This is a genomic window from Brevibacterium yomogidense, from assembly GCF_016107685.1.
Classification (GTDB): domain Bacteria; phylum Actinomycetota; class Actinomycetes; order Actinomycetales; family Brevibacteriaceae; genus Brevibacterium; species Brevibacterium yomogidense.
This window is the reverse complement of sequence record NZ_JABASY010000009.1, coordinates 1-19,252: the sequence shown is the minus strand read 5'-3', so window position 1 is coordinate 19,252 and position 19,252 is coordinate 1. Positions and strand designations below refer to the sequence as shown.

The 19,252-nt window shown below is 63.9% G+C and carries 18 protein-coding genes; 8 read left to right on the top strand and 10 right to left on the bottom strand.

Annotated features, from left to right (window positions below; all coding sequences use genetic code 11):
• Window positions 1-136: 136 nt before the first annotated feature.
• The 3 genes from JFC09_RS15765 to JFC09_RS15755 all read right to left on the bottom strand — a co-directional run bounded on the left by JFC09_RS15765 (window position 137) and on the right by JFC09_RS15755 (window position 3,168).
• The gene (locus JFC09_RS15765; protein ID WP_198395007.1) at window positions 137-1,216 is read right to left on the bottom strand and encodes a coiled-coil domain-containing protein; all 1,080 of its coding nucleotides are present in this window, start codon (window positions 1,214-1,216) and stop codon (window positions 137-139) included.
• A gap of 12 nt (window positions 1,217-1,228) precedes the next feature.
• Entirely contained in the window at window positions 1,229-2,593 is a 1,365-nt protein-coding gene (locus tag JFC09_RS15760) for a relaxase/mobilization nuclease domain-containing protein (RefSeq protein ID WP_269770559.1), read from the bottom strand.
• A 194-nt stretch (window positions 2,594-2,787) separates the two neighbouring features.
• Window positions 2,788-3,168 carry a plasmid mobilization protein gene (locus JFC09_RS15755; RefSeq protein WP_198395005.1) on the bottom strand — a complete coding sequence of 127 codons (381 nt, stop codon included), beginning with the start codon at window positions 3,166-3,168 and terminating at the stop codon, window positions 2,788-2,790.
• 261 nt (window positions 3,169-3,429) lie between these two features.
• Between JFC09_RS15755 and JFC09_RS15750 the strand changes: the two genes are divergently transcribed.
• The 3 genes from JFC09_RS15750 to JFC09_RS15740 all read left to right on the top strand — a co-directional run bounded on the left by JFC09_RS15750 (window position 3,430) and on the right by JFC09_RS15740 (window position 5,536).
• Window positions 3,430-3,873, top strand: a complete 444-nt coding sequence (locus JFC09_RS15750) for a hypothetical protein (RefSeq protein ID WP_198395004.1) — start codon at window positions 3,430-3,432, stop codon at window positions 3,871-3,873.
• Window positions 3,874-4,984: 1,111 nt separating this feature from the next.
• Window positions 4,985-5,263, top strand: coding sequence for a type II toxin-antitoxin system RelB family antitoxin (gene relB, locus JFC09_RS15745; protein ID WP_198395003.1), 279 nt, complete (start codon window positions 4,985-4,987; stop codon window positions 5,261-5,263).
• Window positions 5,264-5,272: 9 nt separating this feature from the next.
• Window positions 5,273-5,536, top strand: a complete 264-nt coding sequence (locus JFC09_RS15740) for a type II toxin-antitoxin system RelE family toxin (RefSeq protein WP_198395002.1) — start codon at window positions 5,273-5,275, stop codon at window positions 5,534-5,536.
• A 182-nt stretch (window positions 5,537-5,718) separates the two neighbouring features.
• On the opposite strand, the gene JFC09_RS15735 is transcribed toward JFC09_RS15740, so the two are convergent.
• The 3 genes from JFC09_RS15735 to JFC09_RS15725 all read right to left on the bottom strand — a co-directional run bounded on the left by JFC09_RS15735 (window position 5,719) and on the right by JFC09_RS15725 (window position 12,224).
• Window positions 5,719-7,269, bottom strand: a complete 1,551-nt coding sequence (locus JFC09_RS15735) for an AbgT family transporter (protein WP_198395001.1) — start codon at window positions 7,267-7,269, stop codon at window positions 5,719-5,721.
• Window positions 7,270-7,986: 717 nt separating this feature from the next.
• Window positions 7,987-10,218, bottom strand: a complete 2,232-nt coding sequence (locus JFC09_RS15730; protein WP_332839801.1) for a heavy metal translocating P-type ATPase — start codon at window positions 10,216-10,218, stop codon at window positions 7,987-7,989.
• On the bottom strand, window positions 10,215-12,224 hold the full coding sequence (locus tag JFC09_RS15725) for a cytochrome c oxidase assembly protein (protein WP_198395000.1): 2,010 nt from the start codon (window positions 12,222-12,224) through the stop codon (window positions 10,215-10,217). The genes JFC09_RS15730 and JFC09_RS15725 overlap by 4 nt, the downstream gene beginning before the upstream one ends.
• Window positions 12,225-12,417: 193 nt before the next feature.
• On the opposite strand from JFC09_RS15725, the gene JFC09_RS15720 reads away from it, so the two are divergent.
• The 3 genes from JFC09_RS15720 to JFC09_RS15710 are packed head-to-tail and all read left to right on the top strand — an operon-like array spanning window position 12,418 to window position 15,480.
• A complete protein-coding gene (locus JFC09_RS15720; protein WP_198394999.1) occupies window positions 12,418-13,014 on the top strand; it encodes a DUF5134 domain-containing protein in 597 nt (198 codons plus the stop codon).
• Between the two features lie 55 nt (window positions 13,015-13,069).
• Window positions 13,070-13,771, top strand: a complete 702-nt coding sequence (locus JFC09_RS15715; RefSeq protein ID WP_198394998.1) for a YcnI family copper-binding membrane protein — start codon at window positions 13,070-13,072, stop codon at window positions 13,769-13,771.
• Complete coding sequence (locus JFC09_RS15710; protein ID WP_198394997.1) at window positions 13,768-15,480, top strand: copper resistance CopC/CopD family protein; 1,713 nt, start codon at window positions 13,768-13,770, stop codon at window positions 15,478-15,480. The genes JFC09_RS15715 and JFC09_RS15710 overlap by 4 nt, the downstream gene beginning before the upstream one ends.
• A 14-nt stretch (window positions 15,481-15,494) precedes the next feature.
• On the opposite strand, the gene JFC09_RS15705 is transcribed toward JFC09_RS15710, so the two are convergent.
• The 4 genes from JFC09_RS15705 to JFC09_RS15690 all read right to left on the bottom strand — a co-directional run bounded on the left by JFC09_RS15705 (window position 15,495) and on the right by JFC09_RS15690 (window position 17,684).
• The gene (locus tag JFC09_RS15705) at window positions 15,495-16,301 is read right to left on the bottom strand and encodes a M56 family metallopeptidase (RefSeq protein ID WP_198394996.1); all 807 of its coding nucleotides are present in this window, start codon (window positions 16,299-16,301) and stop codon (window positions 15,495-15,497) included.
• A gap of 4 nt (window positions 16,302-16,305) precedes the next feature.
• Window positions 16,306-16,689, bottom strand: a complete 384-nt coding sequence (locus JFC09_RS15700; RefSeq protein WP_198394995.1) for a BlaI/MecI/CopY family transcriptional regulator — start codon at window positions 16,687-16,689, stop codon at window positions 16,306-16,308.
• Between the two features lie 165 nt (window positions 16,690-16,854).
• Complete coding sequence (locus JFC09_RS15695; protein ID WP_198394994.1) at window positions 16,855-17,100, bottom strand: hypothetical protein; 246 nt, start codon at window positions 17,098-17,100, stop codon at window positions 16,855-16,857.
• On the bottom strand, window positions 17,097-17,684 hold the full coding sequence (locus JFC09_RS15690) for a ParA family protein (protein WP_198394993.1): 588 nt from the start codon (window positions 17,682-17,684) through the stop codon (window positions 17,097-17,099). The genes JFC09_RS15695 and JFC09_RS15690 overlap by 4 nt, the downstream gene beginning before the upstream one ends.
• 476 nt (window positions 17,685-18,160) lie before the next feature.
• Here JFC09_RS15690 and JFC09_RS16980 point away from each other — a divergent pair, with 476 nt between their 5' ends.
• Together JFC09_RS16980 and JFC09_RS17105 are read left to right on the top strand one after the other, a co-directional pair.
• Window positions 18,161-18,415: a DUF1016 N-terminal domain-containing protein gene (locus JFC09_RS16980; protein ID WP_332839800.1), complete on the top strand. Its 255-nt coding sequence runs from the start codon at window positions 18,161-18,163 to the stop codon at window positions 18,413-18,415.
• A gap of 20 nt (window positions 18,416-18,435) precedes the next feature.
• Window positions 18,436-19,242, top strand: coding sequence for an NADP-dependent oxidoreductase (locus tag JFC09_RS17105; protein ID WP_408610979.1), 807 nt, complete (start codon window positions 18,436-18,438; stop codon window positions 19,240-19,242).
• The last annotated feature ends 10 nt before the right edge of the window (window positions 19,243-19,252 follow it).

Genomic DNA, 19,252 nt, shown 5'->3' with positions numbered 1-19,252 from the left:
GACTATTGGAGTTGGCTGCCCAAGTGGGTCGGAACCGGGCTCGAGAAGAGTTGGAAGAGAACCTGCACCGCGGTGAAAGCAAGACGCGCTAGGCCTCATTGGGCATGGAGTTCAGAAGCCCGTCTAAATTTCCGAGTCAGCGCTGTTGAACGTGCTCGGGCCCATGTGAGGACTGGTTTTGGCTGGCCTTACGCACGTGTGTCTTCGAGTCCACGGAACGCTTCATGTAATCCTTCCCGTCGCCGGGAATGTTCTTCATCGCGTCTCGCCTCGCGGCGGCCGCCTGGGGGTCGCGCTGGGCGGCGCTGTCCAGGTGCCGTCTAATGTCTCGGCCGTGCTGAGACTCGGGCAGGGAGTCCGCCGCCGCTGTGTTGCGGACCTCTGACTGCCGCGCCTGGTCCGAGTCCTCGCGGGCTGTCTGTGCCGCCGTGTCGTAGTGCTTCTCTTCGGGGTGCGATTCGGCGTGAGTGCGGTCTGCATCCGCACCGGCAGCCTCACTGCTGGCCTCTGAGCTGGCGCCCTCGATCCGGGCATCCCGCGCCTCGGTGTTCTCCGGGTCGTTGACCAGTGCGTCACGGTCGTCGGTCGAGAGCTGATCGAGGTACTCGTCGGGGTCTATGCCGGCCTCTGCGGCTTCTTTCACGGCTGCCTCACGCAGTGCCGGAGCGTGCGTGGCTTCATCCTCGGCCTGCGCCTGCTGTTCTTCACGGATCGACTCTGCGGCATGGTCGCTGGTGCGGGACTCTTCCCGGAGTCGTCCTGCGGCGTTGTGGTCATCGAGCGCTGCTTGGAGTGCGTTGAACCGTTCAGTGCTGTCTGCGCCTGCTGGCGCAACGTTTTCGATGTTGAGGCCGTGTAGGTCACGCGCGCGGTCTGCGAATGCCATGTAAGCACTGTTCGCTGCTCCATGTCCCTGAGCGGCGAGGTCTTGGGCGTCGGTGATGGACCGGGCAAGATGCGTGTTCGAGGTCGACTTCCAGAAATGTGACGAGTAGGCGTCCTTGTGCAGGGCCTTCGCTGACTCGGCTCCGTCCCGGTGCCGGTCCTGGGCCTGGCGCTGCTGCTCGGCTTCTCCCGCTTGAGTCTGTCGGTCGGCACGGTCGCGCTTGCGCTCCTGTGCCTCCCGCATCTGCATCCCGGCCATACCCAGACCGCGTGCGATACGGCCGATCTCGTTGACCGATTCGGACTCTTCTTCTGCGGGGTTCACGCTCATCGTTCCGCCTCCTTATCGTTCGACGCCATCATCGCGCGTGCGCGATGAGTCCCGTGCCTGCTGGTCGTTGCGGGTTGTCGGTCGGGACGGTGCCCTGGGGGCAGTGCCACGGACTCCGAACAGCCTTTCGCGGGCGCTCATGGAAGTCCCGCCTCCCTGTCCGCGTTCGCTCGCTGGTGTGGGACGTTCGAGTGTGGCTGTCGCGGTCGTGGTGTCGTGGCGCTGGGTTGCTTCAGCCAGCACACGGTCGTGTGTCGCTGACAGCTGCACGCGGCCGCCTCCGAACCGGTCACGGCTCATGGCCTGGGACAGTTTCATCGCTTGTCGCATGAGCGCGGTCCATCCCTCGATGGAGTCGCGGCTCAGCGCCCGATCCATGAGCTTGGCTGAGTGGCCGGCCTGCATCGGGTTCGTCGCCACAGCCGCGATCTGCTCACTGGCTTCTGCTAGCGGCCCATGGTCCGTCTTCTCGAAGTGGATGGAGGCCGATGCGTAGATCCTCGACAGGTCCGCCACCGAGACAGTGCCGGCCGCCAGACGATTGCGCAGCGCCTCAGCCGGTGGTGCCAGAGTCTGAGCGGGAACACTCTCTCGCGTCGCACTGTGGTGCTCCTGCCATGCGCCGACTGCGCTCGGGTCACCCTCCTTCGACAGACCGAGAGAGGACCGGACCTTCGGCAGGCTGAGGTTCTTATCCAGGTGCTTCGCTGGTGAGTAGAAAATCGGTTCGCGCTCGGTCCCCTTCGGGGGTGGCAGTGCTACCGAGTAGCCGGTGACACGGTCGGTGCTTCCCCCCGCAAAGCGGGGACGGAGAATCACCCCGGAAGAGTAGACACGCTGCACGAACTCGGCCTCACTCGTGGCCCCGGCTGCCGCCGCACGCACCCGGCGGCGCAGCTCCTTGCGCTCGAGGAAGGGAGCGCGCTCACGCTGTTTACGCTCACGTTCCCAGCTCTTCTCATGCGGAAGCGTCTGCTTCATCGCGGCACCTTCAGTGATCGCGAGCCCGAACTCTCGCTCGAGCTGTCGGCAGACCTTCTGTGCACGCGATCGATCGTTGTGCTCACGGGCGCGCGATCCGTCTTCAGTGACCATCTGCACCGCGACGTGAATGTGGTCGTTACCGTTCTTCGACAGTCCATGCCGAACCGCCACCCAGCGAGAAGACTTCGCGCCGTCCGGGTCGATGAAACCCATGCGCTCAACAAACTGCTCCGCGAGCATCTTCCATGCAGCATCGGTGAGTGCCTCGTCGGCGTCTGCGCTCAGTGACAGGGAGCAGTGCCACACGTGCGCGTCCTTCTCTCCGATCTTCACCCGCTTGCCCTGGTCCGGATCGTAACGACGAATGGGAGTGGTGACTTCGCGGCCATACATTCTGCGTGGATGATCGAGGGTCTGTGCGAGGGCGACCGCATCGTCGCGGTCCAGCTCTTTGCCTTCCGCAACGGTGGCAAGTGCGACGTCGTCGCCAGCGACGACATGAGGGTTCTCGTGCTCGTTCGAGCGACCCGGACCGGCGAGGTACACCATCAGCCCAGTCATGCGTCCTCCACGCACGATGTTGGGAATCACCGCTCGCCCATCTCGGCAATCCGCATCCCCAGCGACTGCACCGCGCGCATCGCGCGACGCACGTCCGCCGCTGCTTCTTTCATGTCGGGATCGACTTCTTCCAGTGCGTTGAGCCGGTGTGCGATCTGATTGACGTTGTTGCCCACGCGGGCGACCTGCCGTTCGAGCTTCACGACCTCGAACAACGCCGCGTCACGATCAGTGGGTGTGTCGAACCCGCCTGACCTCAAACCCGAGTGAACGAGGTAGGCAGGAAGCGACATCCCAGCCTGGACGGCAGCGGCAGACAGCCGCACCTTGTCCTCCGGCGACAGACGGACATGGACGCGCTCGTCGCGTCGAGGCCCAACATGCGCCTGGCGCTTCGCTTCGGCCACTGACGGCACCTCCCCCGCTTCTCCGCCTAGTGCAACGACACCATGAACCCTGGTTCTATGGTGAGCCATCGCGTAGCCCCAGGCAAGCGCGTGAGCGCATCTGGCATCCAGATGCTATAGCTCGCTCCACTGACTCCACTGACTCCACTGGGACACCGCTTCGGCGTCACGTACCAGCGTGCGTCCCTTCAGTCCGCGCGGAGCCCGGCAACGACCGCAGCGGCTGTGCTGTTGTAGTTGCGGTTCGGATACGATCAGCCCATGAGTGCAGACACGAAGACGGTCGACGTGGGACACGTCGCACAGCGCAGTGAAGAACTCCTGAACCAACGCGTCGAAGCCGTGCGGGAACTCGCCCACGCGCACAATGAACGTGCCGCAGCCGAGGCCGAAGCGAAGCGTCGGCGTGACGAGCTGGAAGCAGAACTGAAAGAGACGGCAGACCTGCTCGAAGGCATCAACCGGGAGAAGTACGATGCGGCGCTGAAAGCAGGGTGGACTGAGCGCGACCTGCGCGGGTTGAAGCTCACACTCCCGGCCAAGAAGACTCCGCAGCGCCGTAGGCGTCGCACCACCACGGCAGCTAAGCAGCACGCGACAGAAACGCCGCCCGCAATCTCATCCGATCCGGCACAGGAAACGCACAACGCTCACGTGACGCATAACGACCACGCTGAAAGTCGACGCCAGCCGAAGGCAAGCTAAACAAGCTTTTACAGCCCTGCGTCGCGGCACCGCAGACGACTGGATGGCCACCACCGATTAATCGGTGTCAGACGGTGGGAGTCAAGGCCGACGACAGGACAGCGGGAGCAGATATGGCTACCGCTCCCGGTTTCGCGCTCGATGCGCGCGATCTGGGAGAAGGCCGCATCCATCGGCAGAGTGTTAGTCGTCGGTCGCGGCCGAACGTCCATGTCCACGCGCGGAGGCCGGCTGGCCGGCCTCCGTTGGGTGCGCAACATAGTTCGCCATCGTCCGTTCGATCGGTGAGTCCATCGTGTTCCCCTTCTGCGAGTGGCCCCCATCGTCTCAGGAAGATGCGGCTGGGTCCCCGTGCCGTCGTGAGGTGCGGTCTCCTTCATGCGCACCGGGTGCAGCTCTTCATGTGGTCACTACTGCCTGCACTGGCCGTCGCGAAGCACGAGAACGCAGCAGGGTTGGACCACAGTGGCTGCGCGTACGTTCACTGAGAATCGCGATCCCAGCGGATCGTCACCTCAGTTTCCGCCGCTTGCAGGTCCAGGGCGGCAAGGCCAACGGCAGCGTTGTATATCTGCCGATCCACCCTCAGTCCGGTTCCGGCTGTGAGCGCATCGCCGTGACGGTACGCCGTCAACGTCGCCGTCTCACCCCTGTCGCACAAGAAGCAGCACTGCTGGCCAGCCGCCGGCTTGTCACCTCAGCACAACTCTCGAAGTCTCTACCCTCTACCCCATGCCCGCGAGTCCAGGCAGTCCCGACCACACGGGAAGCTGCACCTGGTGCGCTCGAACCACCCACACCGAGTGATCAGCACGGCCAGTCGCTGCGCAACCTCCGAATTAGTCACCCTTACACGCTAGCTCCGCAGCGCCCGCAACAGACTCCTCATAGTCGGCATACTTCGACGTCTCCGCAGTCCCGCGTTGGGTATCAATCATGGGAAACCCTCGCTGACAGCGGAATAACGCACGTTCTCGTTTCCGTGTTACGGCGCACCAGCGGGACCACCACCCGCTCAGGCGCTCAAGTCCACTAAGCGAGGTGCGGTACTCAAAAGCCAGGAAAGGTCACAGGACTTGCCCGACGGTAGACAACGGAGGACAATGTTTACATGTCTACATCTGAAGTGCTCAGCATCCGACTCCCAAATGAAATGAAGGCGCGCCTTGGAGCGCTGAGTGAGACCACCGGCCGACCGGCAGCGTATTACGTGCGCCAGGCCATCAGCGAACGCATAGACGATCTGGAGTGGGCCTACGGAGTAGCCGCACATGCTGAAGCGATCCGGTCCGGCACCAGCGGATCCCGCCTGCTCGACGACCTGGCGAGCGAACTCGGGTTTGATCCGAACGAACTGCGAGATGACGCTCGCAGCTTTGGCGACGAGTGACTACAGGGCATGTGGGCTGTACACACATCCAGCGACTTTGACCGCGCTCTCAATCGTCTCGACCGACAGATTGCGAGACGAGTGATGACAAAGCTATACCGTCTCGCCGACCTCGAAGATCCCACGGTGCGCTGCAAGCCGCTCACAGGCCCGCTCGTGGGCCTGTGGAGAATCCGAGTTGGGGACTACCGCGTGATTCTTGATGTTCGCCGTACCGAACTCGTCGTGATCGCCCTCGACGTCGATCACCGCAGCAGCATCTACGACACCTAGCCACCAGCAGCAACCACCGGAAGCGCTCCTGACCAGGCGACACATCTACGCCGATACTGCACTGAGAACTGTTGTTGCACTCCACTGCTGATGGGGCTCAAGACAACCATCATGCTCAGCGGACAGAGCCATTCCTCCCACCTTGCTGCGCAAGCATTATTCTCAGGCTCCAGTAGCGGTGGTCAGCGGACGGGGACTCCAGGACCCAGTGGGATGCCCAGGGCGTACCAGAGCATGAAGAACAGGAACCACCCGACCAGGAGGGTGATCGAGATCGGCAGCGTCATCGACATGAGGGTGCCGATACCCGCCGAGGACTTGTACTTCTGCAGATAGCCCAAGGCTAGGGCGAAGTACGGGCTCATCGGACTGATCACGTTCGTCGGGGAATCGCCCATTCGGAACAGCACCTGCGTGACTTCTGGTGCGGTTCCCAACAGCATCAACATGGGAACCAAGACGGGGGCCATAAGCGCCCATTGGGCGGAGCCGCTGGTGATGAAGATGTTCATCACACATACCAACACCACCACCGCGGCGTAGAGGATCAGCGGGGGCAGGCTCGCCTTCTCGATCAATTCCGCACCCTTGATGGCGACGACGGGGCCGAGTTCTGACCATTTGAAGTAGGCGATGAACTGGGATGCGGCGAAGAACAAAACGATGATCGGACCCAATTCCTTCACCCCCTTGGCCATGAGAGGGGGAATGTCTCCAGGGGCAGTGATGGTTCCGACTGTGGCCCCGTACACGGTACCCACGATCAGGAAGATCACACCGATGACAACCGCAACACCTACGATCAGCGGCGAGTTGAGCACCCCTTGGTCTTCGCCCCGCAACGGCGAGGACGGTACAGCCAATGCCAGGGTGATGAGGACCGCCAGGATCAGGAAAGCGATCAGTGCGTTGCGCAGCCCTTTATGTTCGGCAGCAGCCGAGATTTGTTCGTCGCCTGCGGAATCTTCGTCGGGTTCGGCATCGGCCGTGGCTGCGGTGCGCACCAGGAGGGTTTCGGTGATGAGCGTGACCAAGCCTGCTAAGACGACAGCCGATGCCGCGGTAAAGAAGTAGTTTGAGATCGGGCTGACCACGTAGTTCTCATCGAGCAGGTTTGCTCCCGAGGTAGTCAGCCCTGCCAGCAACGGGTCAGACGCGGTCACGACCAGGGAGGCATTGTAGCCAGCCGAAGCTGACCCGAAAGCTACGATCGCGCCCAGGATGGGACTTCGGCCTGCTCCCTTGAAGATCACGGCGCCCAAGGGGATGAGCACGACATAGATGGCATCAGAGGCCACTGACCCGGTGACCCCGACCAGCGCGAGGGTAAAGGTCAACCATTTCGCAGACACTCGCGTCACGATCACGCGAATGGCCGCGAAGATCAGTCCGCTGTTCTCGGCCACGGCCACGCCGATCATGACTACGAGGATGATGCCCAGGGGTGGGAAGTTCACGAAGTTGGGAACAGCTTCGGTGATGATCCGCGCGGCCCCGTCCTTGGTTAGCAGGCTCTTGACCGCGATTTCCTCACCGTCCGCAGGAGAGGTGGCCGAGAATTTGAAGCTGGCCAGGATCCAGCTCAGAACAAGGACGGCTATGGCGATGAGGATGAACAGCCAGAATGGGTGCGGCAGTTTATTGCCCACACGTTCAAGTCCCGAAAGAAAACGAACGAGAACGTTCCCCTGAGACTGCCCGTCGTTGCGGGAAGGATTTGCTACGGTGTTCATACCGATTCACCAGGAGTAACGCGTCGTTGCATAATCTGATTATTGTCATGACCTCAAACCCTGTCAATTTCTTGAGAATACTTCTCGAGCGTTCACGAGCAACGCGTACCCCTGCGATAACCGCACACGCTCACTGGTTAACGTTCGCGTTCCCGCCCCTGATCACGTTCTGGGCCTGGGTCTCGTCGCAAATGCTCAGGCCCCGTCCGCGAGGTGATCGTTCCCAGGGAAGGGGAGAGGCGGGACCGTTTACCCAAGGCCAACTTCAACTGCGCACACTCAGTCGCAGACATGTAGCCAGGCACCCTAGACTTTTCCGAGCCCGACTGATGCTCAACAAGCGGGGGTTGATTAAGCACTCCCGCGAACTGAGAGCCGTCACACTGGCCGCTCTCCGATACGGCGCAACAAACTAACAAACTGTTGCACTCCTAGTGACCGGCACCAATGTCGAGGACCGCCGCGAAACCCTCGAAGCACTCAGCAGCCTTCGAGCACCGCAGCACCAGCGAATCCTTCCCTGCCCGACTCTCCGACGCCGATAACGCATGTTATGTAAACTGCAGCCCTACGTATTACATCGGATGCGTTATATTCCTGCCTGCGATCCCCTCTCCCGCGCAGCTCCCCGACTACGTCCTTGAAAAGCGGAAACATCAATATGTTGCGGCGCGCGTTGCGTCTCGCTCTGTGGTTCGGACGAGCGGGCCATGTGGTTCACTTCTGCAAGCGCAGGCTGTTGAAGATCACGAACATTGAGGACAGCGACATCGCTACGGCAGAGATGAGCGGATTGAGTAGTCCTGCCATCGCGATGGGGATCGCGGCAACGTTGTAGCCGAACGCCCACACCAGGTTCACCCGAATCGTTCGCAGGGTCGCACGGGATAGCTCGATGGCCTCGGTGACAGCCGCCAGATCATCGCGGACCACGATGAGGTCCGCTGAACGCATCGCGACTTCCGTCCCCGACGCCACCGCGATTCCTAGGTCCGCTTCTGCCAGCGCTGCCGCGTCGTTGATCCCGTCGCCCACCATTGCCACGTTTCGTCCTTCAGCCCGCAGTTCTGCGATTGCATCCGCTTTCTCAGCTGGCCGCACACCTGCGCGAACTTCAGCCATCCCCAGCTCCTGGGCGACGGAGTGGGCAGTTGCTTCTGTGTCACCGGTGAGCAAGAGCGTCCGCAGCCTCATCCCCTCAAGATCGGCAACTGTCGCCGCAGCGTCGGGCTTTACAGGGTCTCGCAGCGTGAGGGCCCCCAGCGTATCCCCGTCCAGTGCCACTATGATCACGGTGCGCCCCGCCGCAGTCCGGGCGGTGCACCATTCGTGCAGTGACGCGTCGATGTCCACGCCCACCTGTCGCATGAGGTCCTCGCTGCCTACCGCGGCGGGCCGCCCGTCGATGTACCCGGTCACCCCGAGGCCGGGACGGATACGGACGTCGTGTGCGACTTCGGATTCGTCCGATCGGCCCTCTGCGGCACGTTCGACGGCCCGGGCGATCGGGTGTTCCGAGGACTGCTCGAGCGCCGCCGCGACGGCAAGCGCCGACCGGTCCCCCTGCTGGTGGACTTCATCGACGCTGATGCGTCCCGTCGTGAGGGTGCCAGTCTTGTCGAAGACAACCGTATCGATGATGCCGCTCGCCTCGAGTGCGCCGTGGCCCTTCACGAGGATGCCGCTGCTCACTCCGCGACCGATCCCCACCATGAGTGCTGTGGGAGTGGCAAGACCTAGCGCGCAGGGGCAGGCGATGATGAGCACCGCGATACTTACGCCCAGCGCACGGGTCGCCGTCGCATCGAGGGCGACGAACCAGACGACGAACATCAGAAGCGCCACCGCGATGACGATGGGGACGAAGACGGAGGTGACGCGGTCTACTAGCGATTCGATGCGTGATTTGTTTGCCTGTGCGCGGTCTGCGATTGCAGCGATCTGGGCCAGGTGGGTGTTTGCGCCCACGGCTGTCACCCGGACGCGCAGTGCGCCGTCCGTGCTCACCGTTCCCCCGTCTACCGCGTCATCGGTGGCTACGAGGGTGGGTACGGATTCGCCGGTCATCGCGGCTGTGTCCACGCTGGCACTGCCGTCCACCACTACCCCGTCGACGGGGATGGTCTCCCCCGGACGGACCAGCACGTCATCGCTCACCAGCACCTTCTCCACCGGTACGGACACCGGCTGACCATCGCGCATGATCCGTGCCATTGAGGGGGTGAGTCCCTTGAGTGCGGTCAGCACGTCACCGGCTCGCCGCCGGGAACGGGTCTCGAAGTAGCGGCCGGCCAGCTGGAACGTCGTGACCCCCGCAGCCACATCGAGGTAGAGGGCATCACCGCCGTCCGGCACCGCCCCAATCCCCAACCACTCATCGGGAGCACTCTCCGGGCTGCCGAAGACCACCGTGGCTAGCGCCCAGAAGAACGCCGCGAGGATCCCGATCGAGACGAGGGTGTCCATACTGGGCGTGCGCTGGACGACACTCCTCCACGCGGACACGTAGAAGGGCCACGCTGCCCACCCGACGACGGGCACAGCGAGCAGGACGCACAACCAGTCCCAGCCCGGGAACCTCCAACCGGGTACCAGAGCGAGCGCGATCGTCACGTCCATCAGCGGGATCGTCAACAGGGTTGAGACGATCAGCCTGCGGCGCAGAGAGGAGATCCTCACTTCCGTGGCCCGCCGCGACCAGGCGTCCCCTTCCCCCGGGTCATGGACCCGGGCGCCGTAGCCGGCTGCTTCGATCGCGGCGACGGCACGGGCGGGATCGTCGATCCCCACCACCCGCGCCCGTTCGGTCGCGTAGTTCACCCACGCGTCCACACCATCGAGGTGGTTGAGAGTCTTTTCCACGCGACGCGCGCACGCCGCACATGTCATCCCCGACACGTCGATGTCCACCGCGTCGGTACCGACCGCCTGATCTGTCGCGTGTGTCACTGATTGTCTCCTGTCTCCGCCACTCCCCCGCTGCTGCGGCCAGTCATCGAGGCTTCCCTGTCGGCCAGTCGCTGCAGCATTTCGTTGTAGGCGTCCGCCTCGTGGGACAGGCCCCGCTCCTCGTGTCGGTCGAACCGCCGCTCATGGGACCTGTCCTGGCGCGTCCACTGGACGGCGAGGATGAGGAAGACCGCCAGGAGCGGCAGCTCCCCTCCTGCCCACGCGATCCCTCCTCCGAACTCCTGTCGTTCCCCCACGTCCAGCCAGTCCAGTCCAAGGGACCGGTAGAAGTAGTCGGCCACGGGGATCTCGGTCATCATGAGGATCACTCCGAAGAAAGCGTGGAAGGGCATCGCCGCGATGACCAGCCCCAGGCGCCCGATGTGCGGCAGCTCGCGCGGTGTCCGATCGACACCGATCGCCAGAGAGAAGAACAAGTACCCGATGATCACGAAGTGCAGGTACATGAGCTGGTGTCCCCAGTGCGTGCGGACCAGCGTCTCGTACAAGGGTGTGAGGTACACGCCGTAGTAGGACAGGACGTACGCGGTGAACACCAGCAGCGGCTGATAGACGAGCTTCGCGGTGGGCCACGTGAGGAACTGCCTGACCTTCCTGTGGGCCGGGGAGTTACCGGGCAACGCTCTGAGCAGAAGGGTCATCGGCCCGCCCAGGACGAGGAAGGTCGGCACGACCATGTTGAGCGCCATGTGCACGATCATGTGCAGCCCGAAGTCTGCGGGTGCGTAGCGTCCCAGCCCTGTCGACAGCAGGAGGACCGAGAGCATCCACCCTGCGGTCCAGCAGAGCAGACGAGACACAGGCCAGTCGTCTCCCCGTCGTCGCACCGTGGTGTAGCCGACCGTGTAGACGGTGATCGCGACACACGCGATGACAGTGAAGAGAAGGTTGATCCGCCAGTGGCCCAGAAGGACACCGAGCCTCGGTGCAGCGTCCACGTCGTAGCCGAAGAAGATCTCTGTGATCGTTGTGTCGACGAAGTAGCTGGGCGGCGGTACGCGTGTCATCGCCGCGGTCATTCCCGTCCACACGGTCGCCGCGGCCGCCAAGAGGACGAATGCGGTGCTCGTGCGTCCCCTTGCCGATGCCCTGATGGCGAGAGCCGCGAGGATGAACGCCGTCCACCGGGTAAGGATCTGCCATCCGGTGACGCTGTCCAGCAGTCCGCTTCCCTGCGTCTTCACCGCGGTGGTGACGATTTCGCAGGCCATGACTGCAGCGGGGACCAGCCACAGGAGACGGCGTTCCCCCAGGGCACGTAGCGTCGTCGCGTCACCGCTGACTCGCGATTGCCCCGCTGCAACGAGGAGTGTGCCGAACAGGACCGCCGCGAGCACCGTGGAGATGATTCCCGCGTCCACGCTGAAGTCGTGCATGGGGCCGACCAGCACCTGGCCAATGACGACGGGCGCCAGAAGCGCCAGCTGGGAGAACCACAGGGACGCCGCGAACGCGGACCACGTCGTCGCGAAGTGGAGCACGAACATGAGGACCCCGGCGATGAGCGCAGTGAGCATCCACGCGGCGGGCCACTGCGTACCCCAGAAGAGGATGTCCCCGATCCCGTCATGAAGCAGATGGCCGAACCCCAGGCCGTTGGTGTCGAGCCCATCGACGACGATGAGAGCGCCTGCCGTCAGGCACCATCCGATGGCCCCGTACTCCGCTGCCTCAGCGAACCGCCTGACCTCCGGGAGATCGTGCGGGTCATTACCCGACCGTGACCGGATGACCACCAGGACGAGGGATCCCACTGTGACGACTCCCGCGATCTCGACGAGCGCTCGCAACACTGCGGCGGTAATCGACACCGCGGTCCCCGGGTACTCGCGGATAATCGATGTATACGCTTCTGGCCCTGCGAAGATCGCTGTCACGACCACCACGGCCACCGCCGTGACGATGCCGGCAAGCGACACTGCGGTGACTTCCGCCCGCCCCAGCCCTGAGCGCGGACTGGCTGCATGACCGGACGAGACCGTCATCCCACTCCCCCTGACTCCGCGCCGCCCCGGAGCGCCTCCCGACTACTCCAAATCCGACCTCGCATCGAGGTGATCGACACCGATGACGCTACCCGCCGACCCCTGTAACTCTACATTATGTAGTTGCCACGAGAAGGCGAGAGGGCTAGGTTACCTACTACTTAATGTAGTCCTGGCGAGAGGTGGTCGACGGATGGTTGACGGTCCGGCGGCGCAGTGGATGTTCACCGTCGTCTTCACCGTCCTGACTCTCTTCTCGCTGATTCGCCTGGCCCATGAACGCACCCGGCCATTGCAGGTGGTCAGTCACGCCGCGCACGCCGTCATGGCCGCAGACATGGTCGCGATGGCATGGCCGTGGTGGTGGGCGATCCCGCACGTGCCCGAACTCCTCTTTTTCGCGGCCGCCGCTGCCTGGTTCGCCGCGATGCTCGCACTCCAACTCACCGGCAGTCTTCCCCGTCACCGCCTGGGAGATCACGGGCCAGGTCATCAGAGCGTGCACGTGGTAATGATGCTCGCGATGGTGTGGATGATCGCGGCAATGGGCGCGGACGCTCCCACTACCACGGGCGGGCACGATCACGTGGCACTGTCTGTGACTGCGTCGCTCACAGGGGTCGCTGTCACCAGCGGACTGATCATCACAGGCGCGATGCTCGTCATTGATGCAGTCGAGGGCTCGCTGTTTCCCGCTCGCTCGAGGCGGGGGGCCCACGGGGACGTCGTCGCCCATGCCGTCATGTGCCTGGGGATGGCGGCGATGTGCGGGCCAATGCTCACACACTGACCACACTTGACGTCTGGTCAACACTCAGCAGTCCGACCAAGAAAAGGAGAAGCAGATGCACACACGCTCGAAGAAGCACCCCCTTGTACTGGGAGGTGGCGCCGCACTCGGCGCACTCGCACTGACGTTCGGCGGGACGACCGCGGCGAACGCGCACGTCGGGGTCACCCCGAGCAACACGGAGGCCGGCTCGTACACGGTCCTGGAGTTTGGCATCCCCCACGGCTGCGACGGGTCGTCGACCACGGAGGTGTCGATCCAAATCCCCGAGGGTATCGACGCTGTCACCCCGACCCGGAACGCGTTCTATTCCGTCAACACGGTTGAGGAGACCCTGGATGCCCCGGCCGTCGACAGCCACGGCGAGGAGGTATCCGAACGGATCGCCGAGGTCGTCTACACGGCCGTAGACCCCCTCCCGGACGACCAACGGGACACCCTCGAGCTGTCCCTACGACTGCCGGAGGAGGCCGCCGGACAAACCCTCTACTTCCCCACTGTCCAGACGTGCGAGGGGGACGAGGCGGCATGGGTTCAGAAGCCCGCGGACGGGCAAGACACCTCCGAGCTCGACATGCCAGCCCCGGAGGTGGTCGTCACCGCCTCTGGGGATGACGACGTCGGGGGCGGGTCTACGCAGGTCGCCGGGGACACTGCGGGCGGGGAACCCCCCTTGATCATCACGTCACTGATCATGGGAGGCCTCGGTCTGGTCGTCGGACTCATCGCACTGCTGCGGGGCCGCCGGACGGCATGAGAAACGTCGTTGCTGGGGTGGCGCACGTGCGGCCGGTCCTGCGCGACCGTGGACTGCTGCGCGTGCTCCTGTCGCTCCTCGCGGGGCTGGTCCTTGCGGTGGGAGCGGCCCCGGCTCCCGCTTCGGCGCATGCCCAGCTCCTGAGCATCACGCCGGAGGACGGGACCCTCGTCGAGCAGGCGCCGGCGACGGTCGATCTGGAGTTCAACGAACCGGTAGAAGTCATCGACGGTGCAATCCAGCTGTTCCCCGATATCGGCGCCCCTGTCGCTCTGCAGGCACGAACAGAGGGGCACTCCGTCATCATCGCGCTGCCGGAGGACCTCGCGGACGGGACCTACGCGCTCGGTTACCGGATCGTGTCCGCCGATGGCCATCCTTTGGGAGGCGCGATGAGCTTCCACGTCGGGCACCGCTCCGACTCCGCACCGCAGCCAGGCGACGGATCAGTAACCGCCGGAACGACTCCGGGGTCCATCGAAACAACGGTGACAGTCCTGACAGCGGCGCAGTACTTGGGCCTGCTGCTACTTGCCGGGCTCGTGGCCTTCCGCGTCGTCGTGCAACGAGATCGGGCGCCTGTCGACGGGCTTCTCCGGCTCTTCGTGCGTTCCTCGTGGGTAACCGCGGTGGGCGCCTCACTTCTGCTGGTCCCGGTTGCGGCGCTGCACATCACAGGTCTCCCTCTCGCAGCCCTCTTCGTCCCGCAGGATTGGTTGGCGGGGGTGCGGTGGCAGCCTGTCGCCGCCGCGGTCGTGGTGCTCGTCGCGGGGCTCCCCGCGGCTCTGCTGGCTACCCGCACGCTGACCCGGACGAGGGGCGGCATAGCACTGGTACTCGTTGGGCTCGCAGTGTCCGCCCCCGCGCTTGTCGGGCACTCACAGACCACCGAGCCGGTGTGGCTGATGATGGCCGCCGACGTCACGCACCTGCTCGTCGGTTCGTTCTGGACCGGCGGCGTCGTGGGGCTCGTCCGGAGCTTGGCGCTCATGGATCCGGGAACAGCGGTAAGGACCGTTGCCAGGTTCTCACGTGCCGCGCTGTACAGCGTCATCCTCATCGGCCTTAGCGGTGTCATCATGGCGGTCCTCATCCTTGATGACGTCGCGAGCCTCGTGGGCACCGGCTACGGAAGGATGCTACTCGTCAAGCTGGGAGTCGTTGCCGCGGTTGTGTGCCTAGCCGCGTGGAACCGATGGCGGCTCCTCCCCCGGTTGCTCGCCGAACCCTCACCAGAGATCCAGAGGGATCACCTGCGCCGCACCCTCCAGTACGAGGCCGCCCTGCTCATCGCGGTCATCGCGGTGACGGGCATCCTCAGCAACTCCAGTCCTGATCACAAGCACACGGACCAGGGGGACGTCGCCGTCGCAACACCGGAGGACATCACTGTCCGAGGCGAGTCGCAGGGGCTGTTCGTCGACGGGTCGATCAGCCCAAGCCAGTCGGGAGCGAACACGCTGCGCTTCCGCGTCACGCACGACGGGGATGCTGTGGAAGGGAAGGCCGCCGACGATGTGAAGGTCTCCGCACGGCTGCCGGATCAGGACCTAGGGCCCTTCGACGCCACACCGGTCACAGCCCTGGAGACGGGAGAGTATGAAGCGGAGCTCATGCTCCCCGCCAGAGGAGAATGGCAGATCGACGTAAGCGTTCGAGTGTCGCGATATGACCAACCGACGGCCCGGATACCCGTCACCATCCAGTGACGGTGATCCCTGGTTCAGACGCGGACAGGAGCAGGCAACCGGCGATGGCCCGATAGTGGCCACGTGCGCAGCGTCATCCGTTCGGCCCGCAGGTCCAGCGACACGTCGCCTGTCAGCAAAGAAAGGCGACGAAGCGCGTTCGCGAGGTTCGCCGCTCCCGCCTGCTTGGCGGCGGTGTCATCCGCGATGAGTTCGACGAGTAGCACCGTCGCATCCCGCAGGCGAGGCCCGGCGGGCAGGCAAGCGGGCAGGCAAGCGGCGTTGACCTGCGCGCAGCGCACCAGCCAATTGTGTCGGTAGCGCAGGTGGGCGTACTCATGAGCGAGGACCGCCCGCAGCTGGGCGGTGGACAGTATTTCCTCGAGCGCGGAAGAAATGATGATCTCCGGGCGTGGCCCCGCGACGGCGTATGCGACCGGGTCTGTCGACGAGAAGCGGACCAGTGAGAACGGCCCGCGCGCCTCGCAGGACCGCGGTGCGGGGGAGATCTCGTTCACCGCATCCTGATGCTGCGCGACTACCGGCCCTGCAGTCCCCCACACCATTCCAATCACCACACCCAGCGCCCCGAGCCCCAGCCAGGGCGCAACGGTGACGACCAGGACATCCAAGGGAGTGGATAAGTGTGGCACATCGACGGCGACCACGATGATTGCGGTGATCGCTGTCCCCACACAGATATGACCCCCGACGACGGATCCCCACCACAGGGTCAGAGCCAGGCGTGGGCGCCGGACCTGCCAGGGACGCGCCGACAGGGCCATCGGTGCAAGGAGAAAGAAGACCCCGCTCGCAACGATGCCTCCGACGAACAGCAGCATGGCTCTACGTGTCTTTCTGCCTGCGAGGTTTGATGATCGCTTCGTGCAGCAGGTCGACGTCATCCGCCGTGAGGTTGCCTGCAAACCTGAGCAGCGCTGTCCGTCTGTCGCCGGCAGTGTTGAGCGCCATCATCATCTCGTTGCTGGCATGCTCGCCGGCAGACCGGGCGGGTTGGAACCGGATCCTGCGGGGTGATTCCGACGAACGGACTACCTCGTCCTTCTTCACCAGCCGGTCCAGCACCGTCATGACCGTGGTGTAGGCCGGCACCGGATCACCCAGTTCGTTCTGGATCTGCTTCACGCCAAGAGGCTCTGAATGACCCCTCAAAACCTTCATAATACCGGCCTCGAGCGCTCCCCATTCTCGTACGCGCTTACCTGCCATGTACGCCTCCTCTCCCCCACCATATCGAGGCGAAAGGGGGCGCGCTCGGCGCAAGCGCGCATTGGTCGAGATCGATCCTAGGCGCTCGTCGAACACCTGGGCGTGTGTGCGAACGGCTATCTAACGACGACCCTGCCGCCTCGCCGTCATGCCGCGGTGCCGCAGTCAGTCTTCGGCCTCGATTAAGCGTTCTATTGCAGCGACGACAAGCTCTTGAATCGATTGCTCATCTATGACGGCCTTTATCTTCAGCTTGCGATGCAAGTCACTAGGGAGCCGCACCGACAGCTTGGTCACCCCTTCTGTCGCTGGAGCCTCCCCCACGAACGTCGGCCGTGGCTTGGTTCCGCTCTGCTGTTCTTTGCGGCGCTTCAGGGTTGCATCGAGCGCCGAGGCCCTTTTGGTGGTCATGCCAACACCTCCTTGATTTCGGCGAGGACTCGGTCATAGTTGAACAGATCGGCAGGTATGGGGGAGTTCGCAGACCTGGCTATGGCTGTCCGCCGGTGGATGCGGGTAGCAAATAGCGGCACGTCCTCTGCGGCACGAAGGGCAGTCAACGCCTCCCACGACAGGTCTTCACTCTTAGCGAACCGCGCCAAGAGGACAACCGCAGGCGCGCCGTGCGCGATTCCATCGAGGGTCGCCCAGGTGCGACTCATATCCATTGCGCTAGGAGTGACGGGCACGACCACAAGATCCGCGGCATCCACAGCCGCGCGGATTGTGTCGGCCCCGCCTGGAGGTGTGTCCACAATCACGTGAGCCGAGTGGTCCTCGAGGCTTCGCAGCGTGCGGAGGTTCGCTGGCTGCACCTCGAATGGCAGCGCGCCACCTTGCGCTTTCGCCAAATCCGCCCACTCACTGGCGCTACCTTGCGGGTCCGCATCGAACACCGTCACAGCTTCGCCATTTCGGGCAAGAGCGGCAGCCAGATACATAGCGGTGGTCGTCTTCCCAACTCCGCCCTTCACGTTCGCGATTGCTAGTTTCATGCTTCCAGTGTGCCGCATAGACGGCTTGACTACTAAGCGGCGCGCCGCTTGCACGGCAAGACGGCACCCCTGGTTGCCGCATGCCTGGCACACCGCGTTGCCGCTAGGCAGTCATCGCGGCATGCCGACTTAGCGGCGCACCGGCGTGACGCATCGCCGGCAACACGGCATGCCGTGTTGCCCGGTTCGCGGCGCGCCGCCTTCATAGCAAGCCACTCAAGCGCCCCGCCTCCATGCCGCTGTCGCGGCATAACCGCTTTGCGGCATGCCGCCTCTACGGAGCGCCGCCTCCCTGGCACACCGCCATGCCCTGTTGCCGCGTAGCCGCCTTGGCGGCATGCCGTCACGTGGTGCACGCGGCACCCCGCCTTGCCGGGCCTATTTGTTTGCACCAAGGGTCTCCACGCAACGGGCGGGAATCGTGCTCCCCGTCGCTTCTCCACAAACGCTCGCCTTGCTGCCAGTACGGTAGGAGCGTGACGCACAATCTCGTACCCGATGGCTACGCCACCACGCTCGCGGAACTGAAACACCACGTCGACGCCGCCCGGTTTCAATCGCAACGGAAGGCCAATACGGAGCTGCTGAAGTTGTGGTGGCGTATCGGTCGCACCATCCTGGAGAGGCAACAGCAGGAAGCCTGGGGCACCGGGGTGCTTGAGCGCCTCGCTAAAGATTTGCGCGCCGAGTTCCCGTCGATGAAGGGCTTCTCGGTGGCGAACCTTTGCTAAATGCGCCGGTTCACGGAGGCGTGGCCCGAGGAGGATGCAATTCGCCAACGGGCCGTTGGTGGAACGGATGCAAGCAATCCCCACTTCGAGATGCTGGATTTAGCTACCCCTCAGGTGGGGGAGAGCGAGCTTCTGGTGAAGATAAACGCTGTCGGAGTAGGTGTGCACGACGCGTATTTTTACCCCCTGGGGCACCGCACCCCTACCCGATTGGCATTGAGTGCGCAGGTGTTGTGGAGGAGACCAGTGGCGATGCCACACGCTATAGGCCCGGGGACCGCGCTGCTTTCGTCAGTGCCATGCAAGACAAGGGTGGGTCTTGGGCCGAGTATGCAGTCGTCGACGAAGACGCTCTGATCCTGCCCCTGCCGGTAGACCTCGACTTTGTTCAGGCTGCCGCACTGCCGGTGGCTGGCAATACCGCACTGCGAGCCCTGGCCGCTCTGGGTGACCTTGATCCAGGTTCTTCCATCTTCATAGCAGGAGGCGCAGGTGCAATTGGGACACTTGCGATCCAGCTAGCCCGCCTGCGCGGCCTGCGAGTGGCGGCCTCGGCTTCACCGAGGAATCATGATTACCTGCGCTCCCTTGGAGCGGAGGTAGCCGTCGACTACCGGGACACTCACTGGCCCGATCAGATTCGACACTGGGTATCGAAGGGCGTGGATGCTGCCCTGGCCGTGCATCCAGACACCAGTGCAGAGACCCTCCGCGCAGTCGCAGATGGCGGCCGCCTCATCACGATCTCGGGCGATGCCGTCGTCCCGGAACGCGGGGGGTGTCCCTATGGTGCGTGTCAAGCAGCCGCAGGGACTCTCGGTTCATAGAGCGTGCTGT

What these genes read in the sequence shown, in the direction of transcription:
- JFC09_RS15735 (WP_198395001.1), bottom strand. Translation starts at nt 7,269, where the DNA reads ATGAACACCGTAGCAAATCCTTCCCGCAACGACGGGCAGTCTCAGGGG.
- JFC09_RS15710 (WP_198394997.1), top strand. Translation starts at nt 13,768, where the DNA reads ATGAGAAACGTCGTTGCTGGGGTGGCGCACGTGCGGCCGGTCCTGCGC.
- JFC09_RS15720 (WP_198394999.1), top strand. Translation starts at nt 12,418, where the DNA reads ATGGTTGACGGTCCGGCGGCGCAGTGGATGTTCACCGTCGTCTTCACC.
- JFC09_RS15695 (WP_198394994.1), bottom strand. Translation starts at nt 17,100, where the DNA reads ATGACCACCAAAAGGGCCTCGGCGCTCGATGCAACCCTGAAGCGCCGC.
- JFC09_RS15715 (WP_198394998.1), top strand. Translation starts at nt 13,070, where the DNA reads ATGCACACACGCTCGAAGAAGCACCCCCTTGTACTGGGAGGTGGCGCC.
- JFC09_RS15700 (WP_198394995.1), bottom strand. Translation starts at nt 16,689, where the DNA reads ATGGCAGGTAAGCGCGTACGAGAATGGGGAGCGCTCGAGGCCGGTATT.
- JFC09_RS15690 (WP_198394993.1), bottom strand. Translation starts at nt 17,684, where the DNA reads ATGAAACTAGCAATCGCGAACGTGAAGGGCGGAGTTGGGAAGACGACC.
- JFC09_RS15760 (WP_269770559.1), bottom strand. Translation starts at nt 2,593, where the DNA reads ATGTATGGCCGCGAAGTCACCACTCCCATTCGTCGTTACGATCCGGAC.
- JFC09_RS15705 (WP_198394996.1), bottom strand. Translation starts at nt 16,301, where the DNA reads ATGCTGCTGTTCGTCGGAGGCATCGTTGCGAGCGGGGTCTTCTTTCTC.
- JFC09_RS15740 (WP_198395002.1), top strand. Translation starts at nt 5,273, where the DNA reads ATGTGGGCTGTACACACATCCAGCGACTTTGACCGCGCTCTCAATCGT.
- JFC09_RS15765 (WP_198395007.1), bottom strand. Translation starts at nt 1,216, where the DNA reads ATGAGCGTGAACCCCGCAGAAGAAGAGTCCGAATCGGTCAACGAGATC.
- JFC09_RS15750 (WP_198395004.1), top strand. Translation starts at nt 3,430, where the DNA reads ATGAGTGCAGACACGAAGACGGTCGACGTGGGACACGTCGCACAGCGC.
- JFC09_RS15725 (WP_198395000.1), bottom strand. Translation starts at nt 12,224, where the DNA reads ATGACGGTCTCGTCCGGTCATGCAGCCAGTCCGCGCTCAGGGCTGGGG.
- relB (WP_198395003.1), top strand. Translation starts at nt 4,985, where the DNA reads ATGTCTACATCTGAAGTGCTCAGCATCCGACTCCCAAATGAAATGAAG.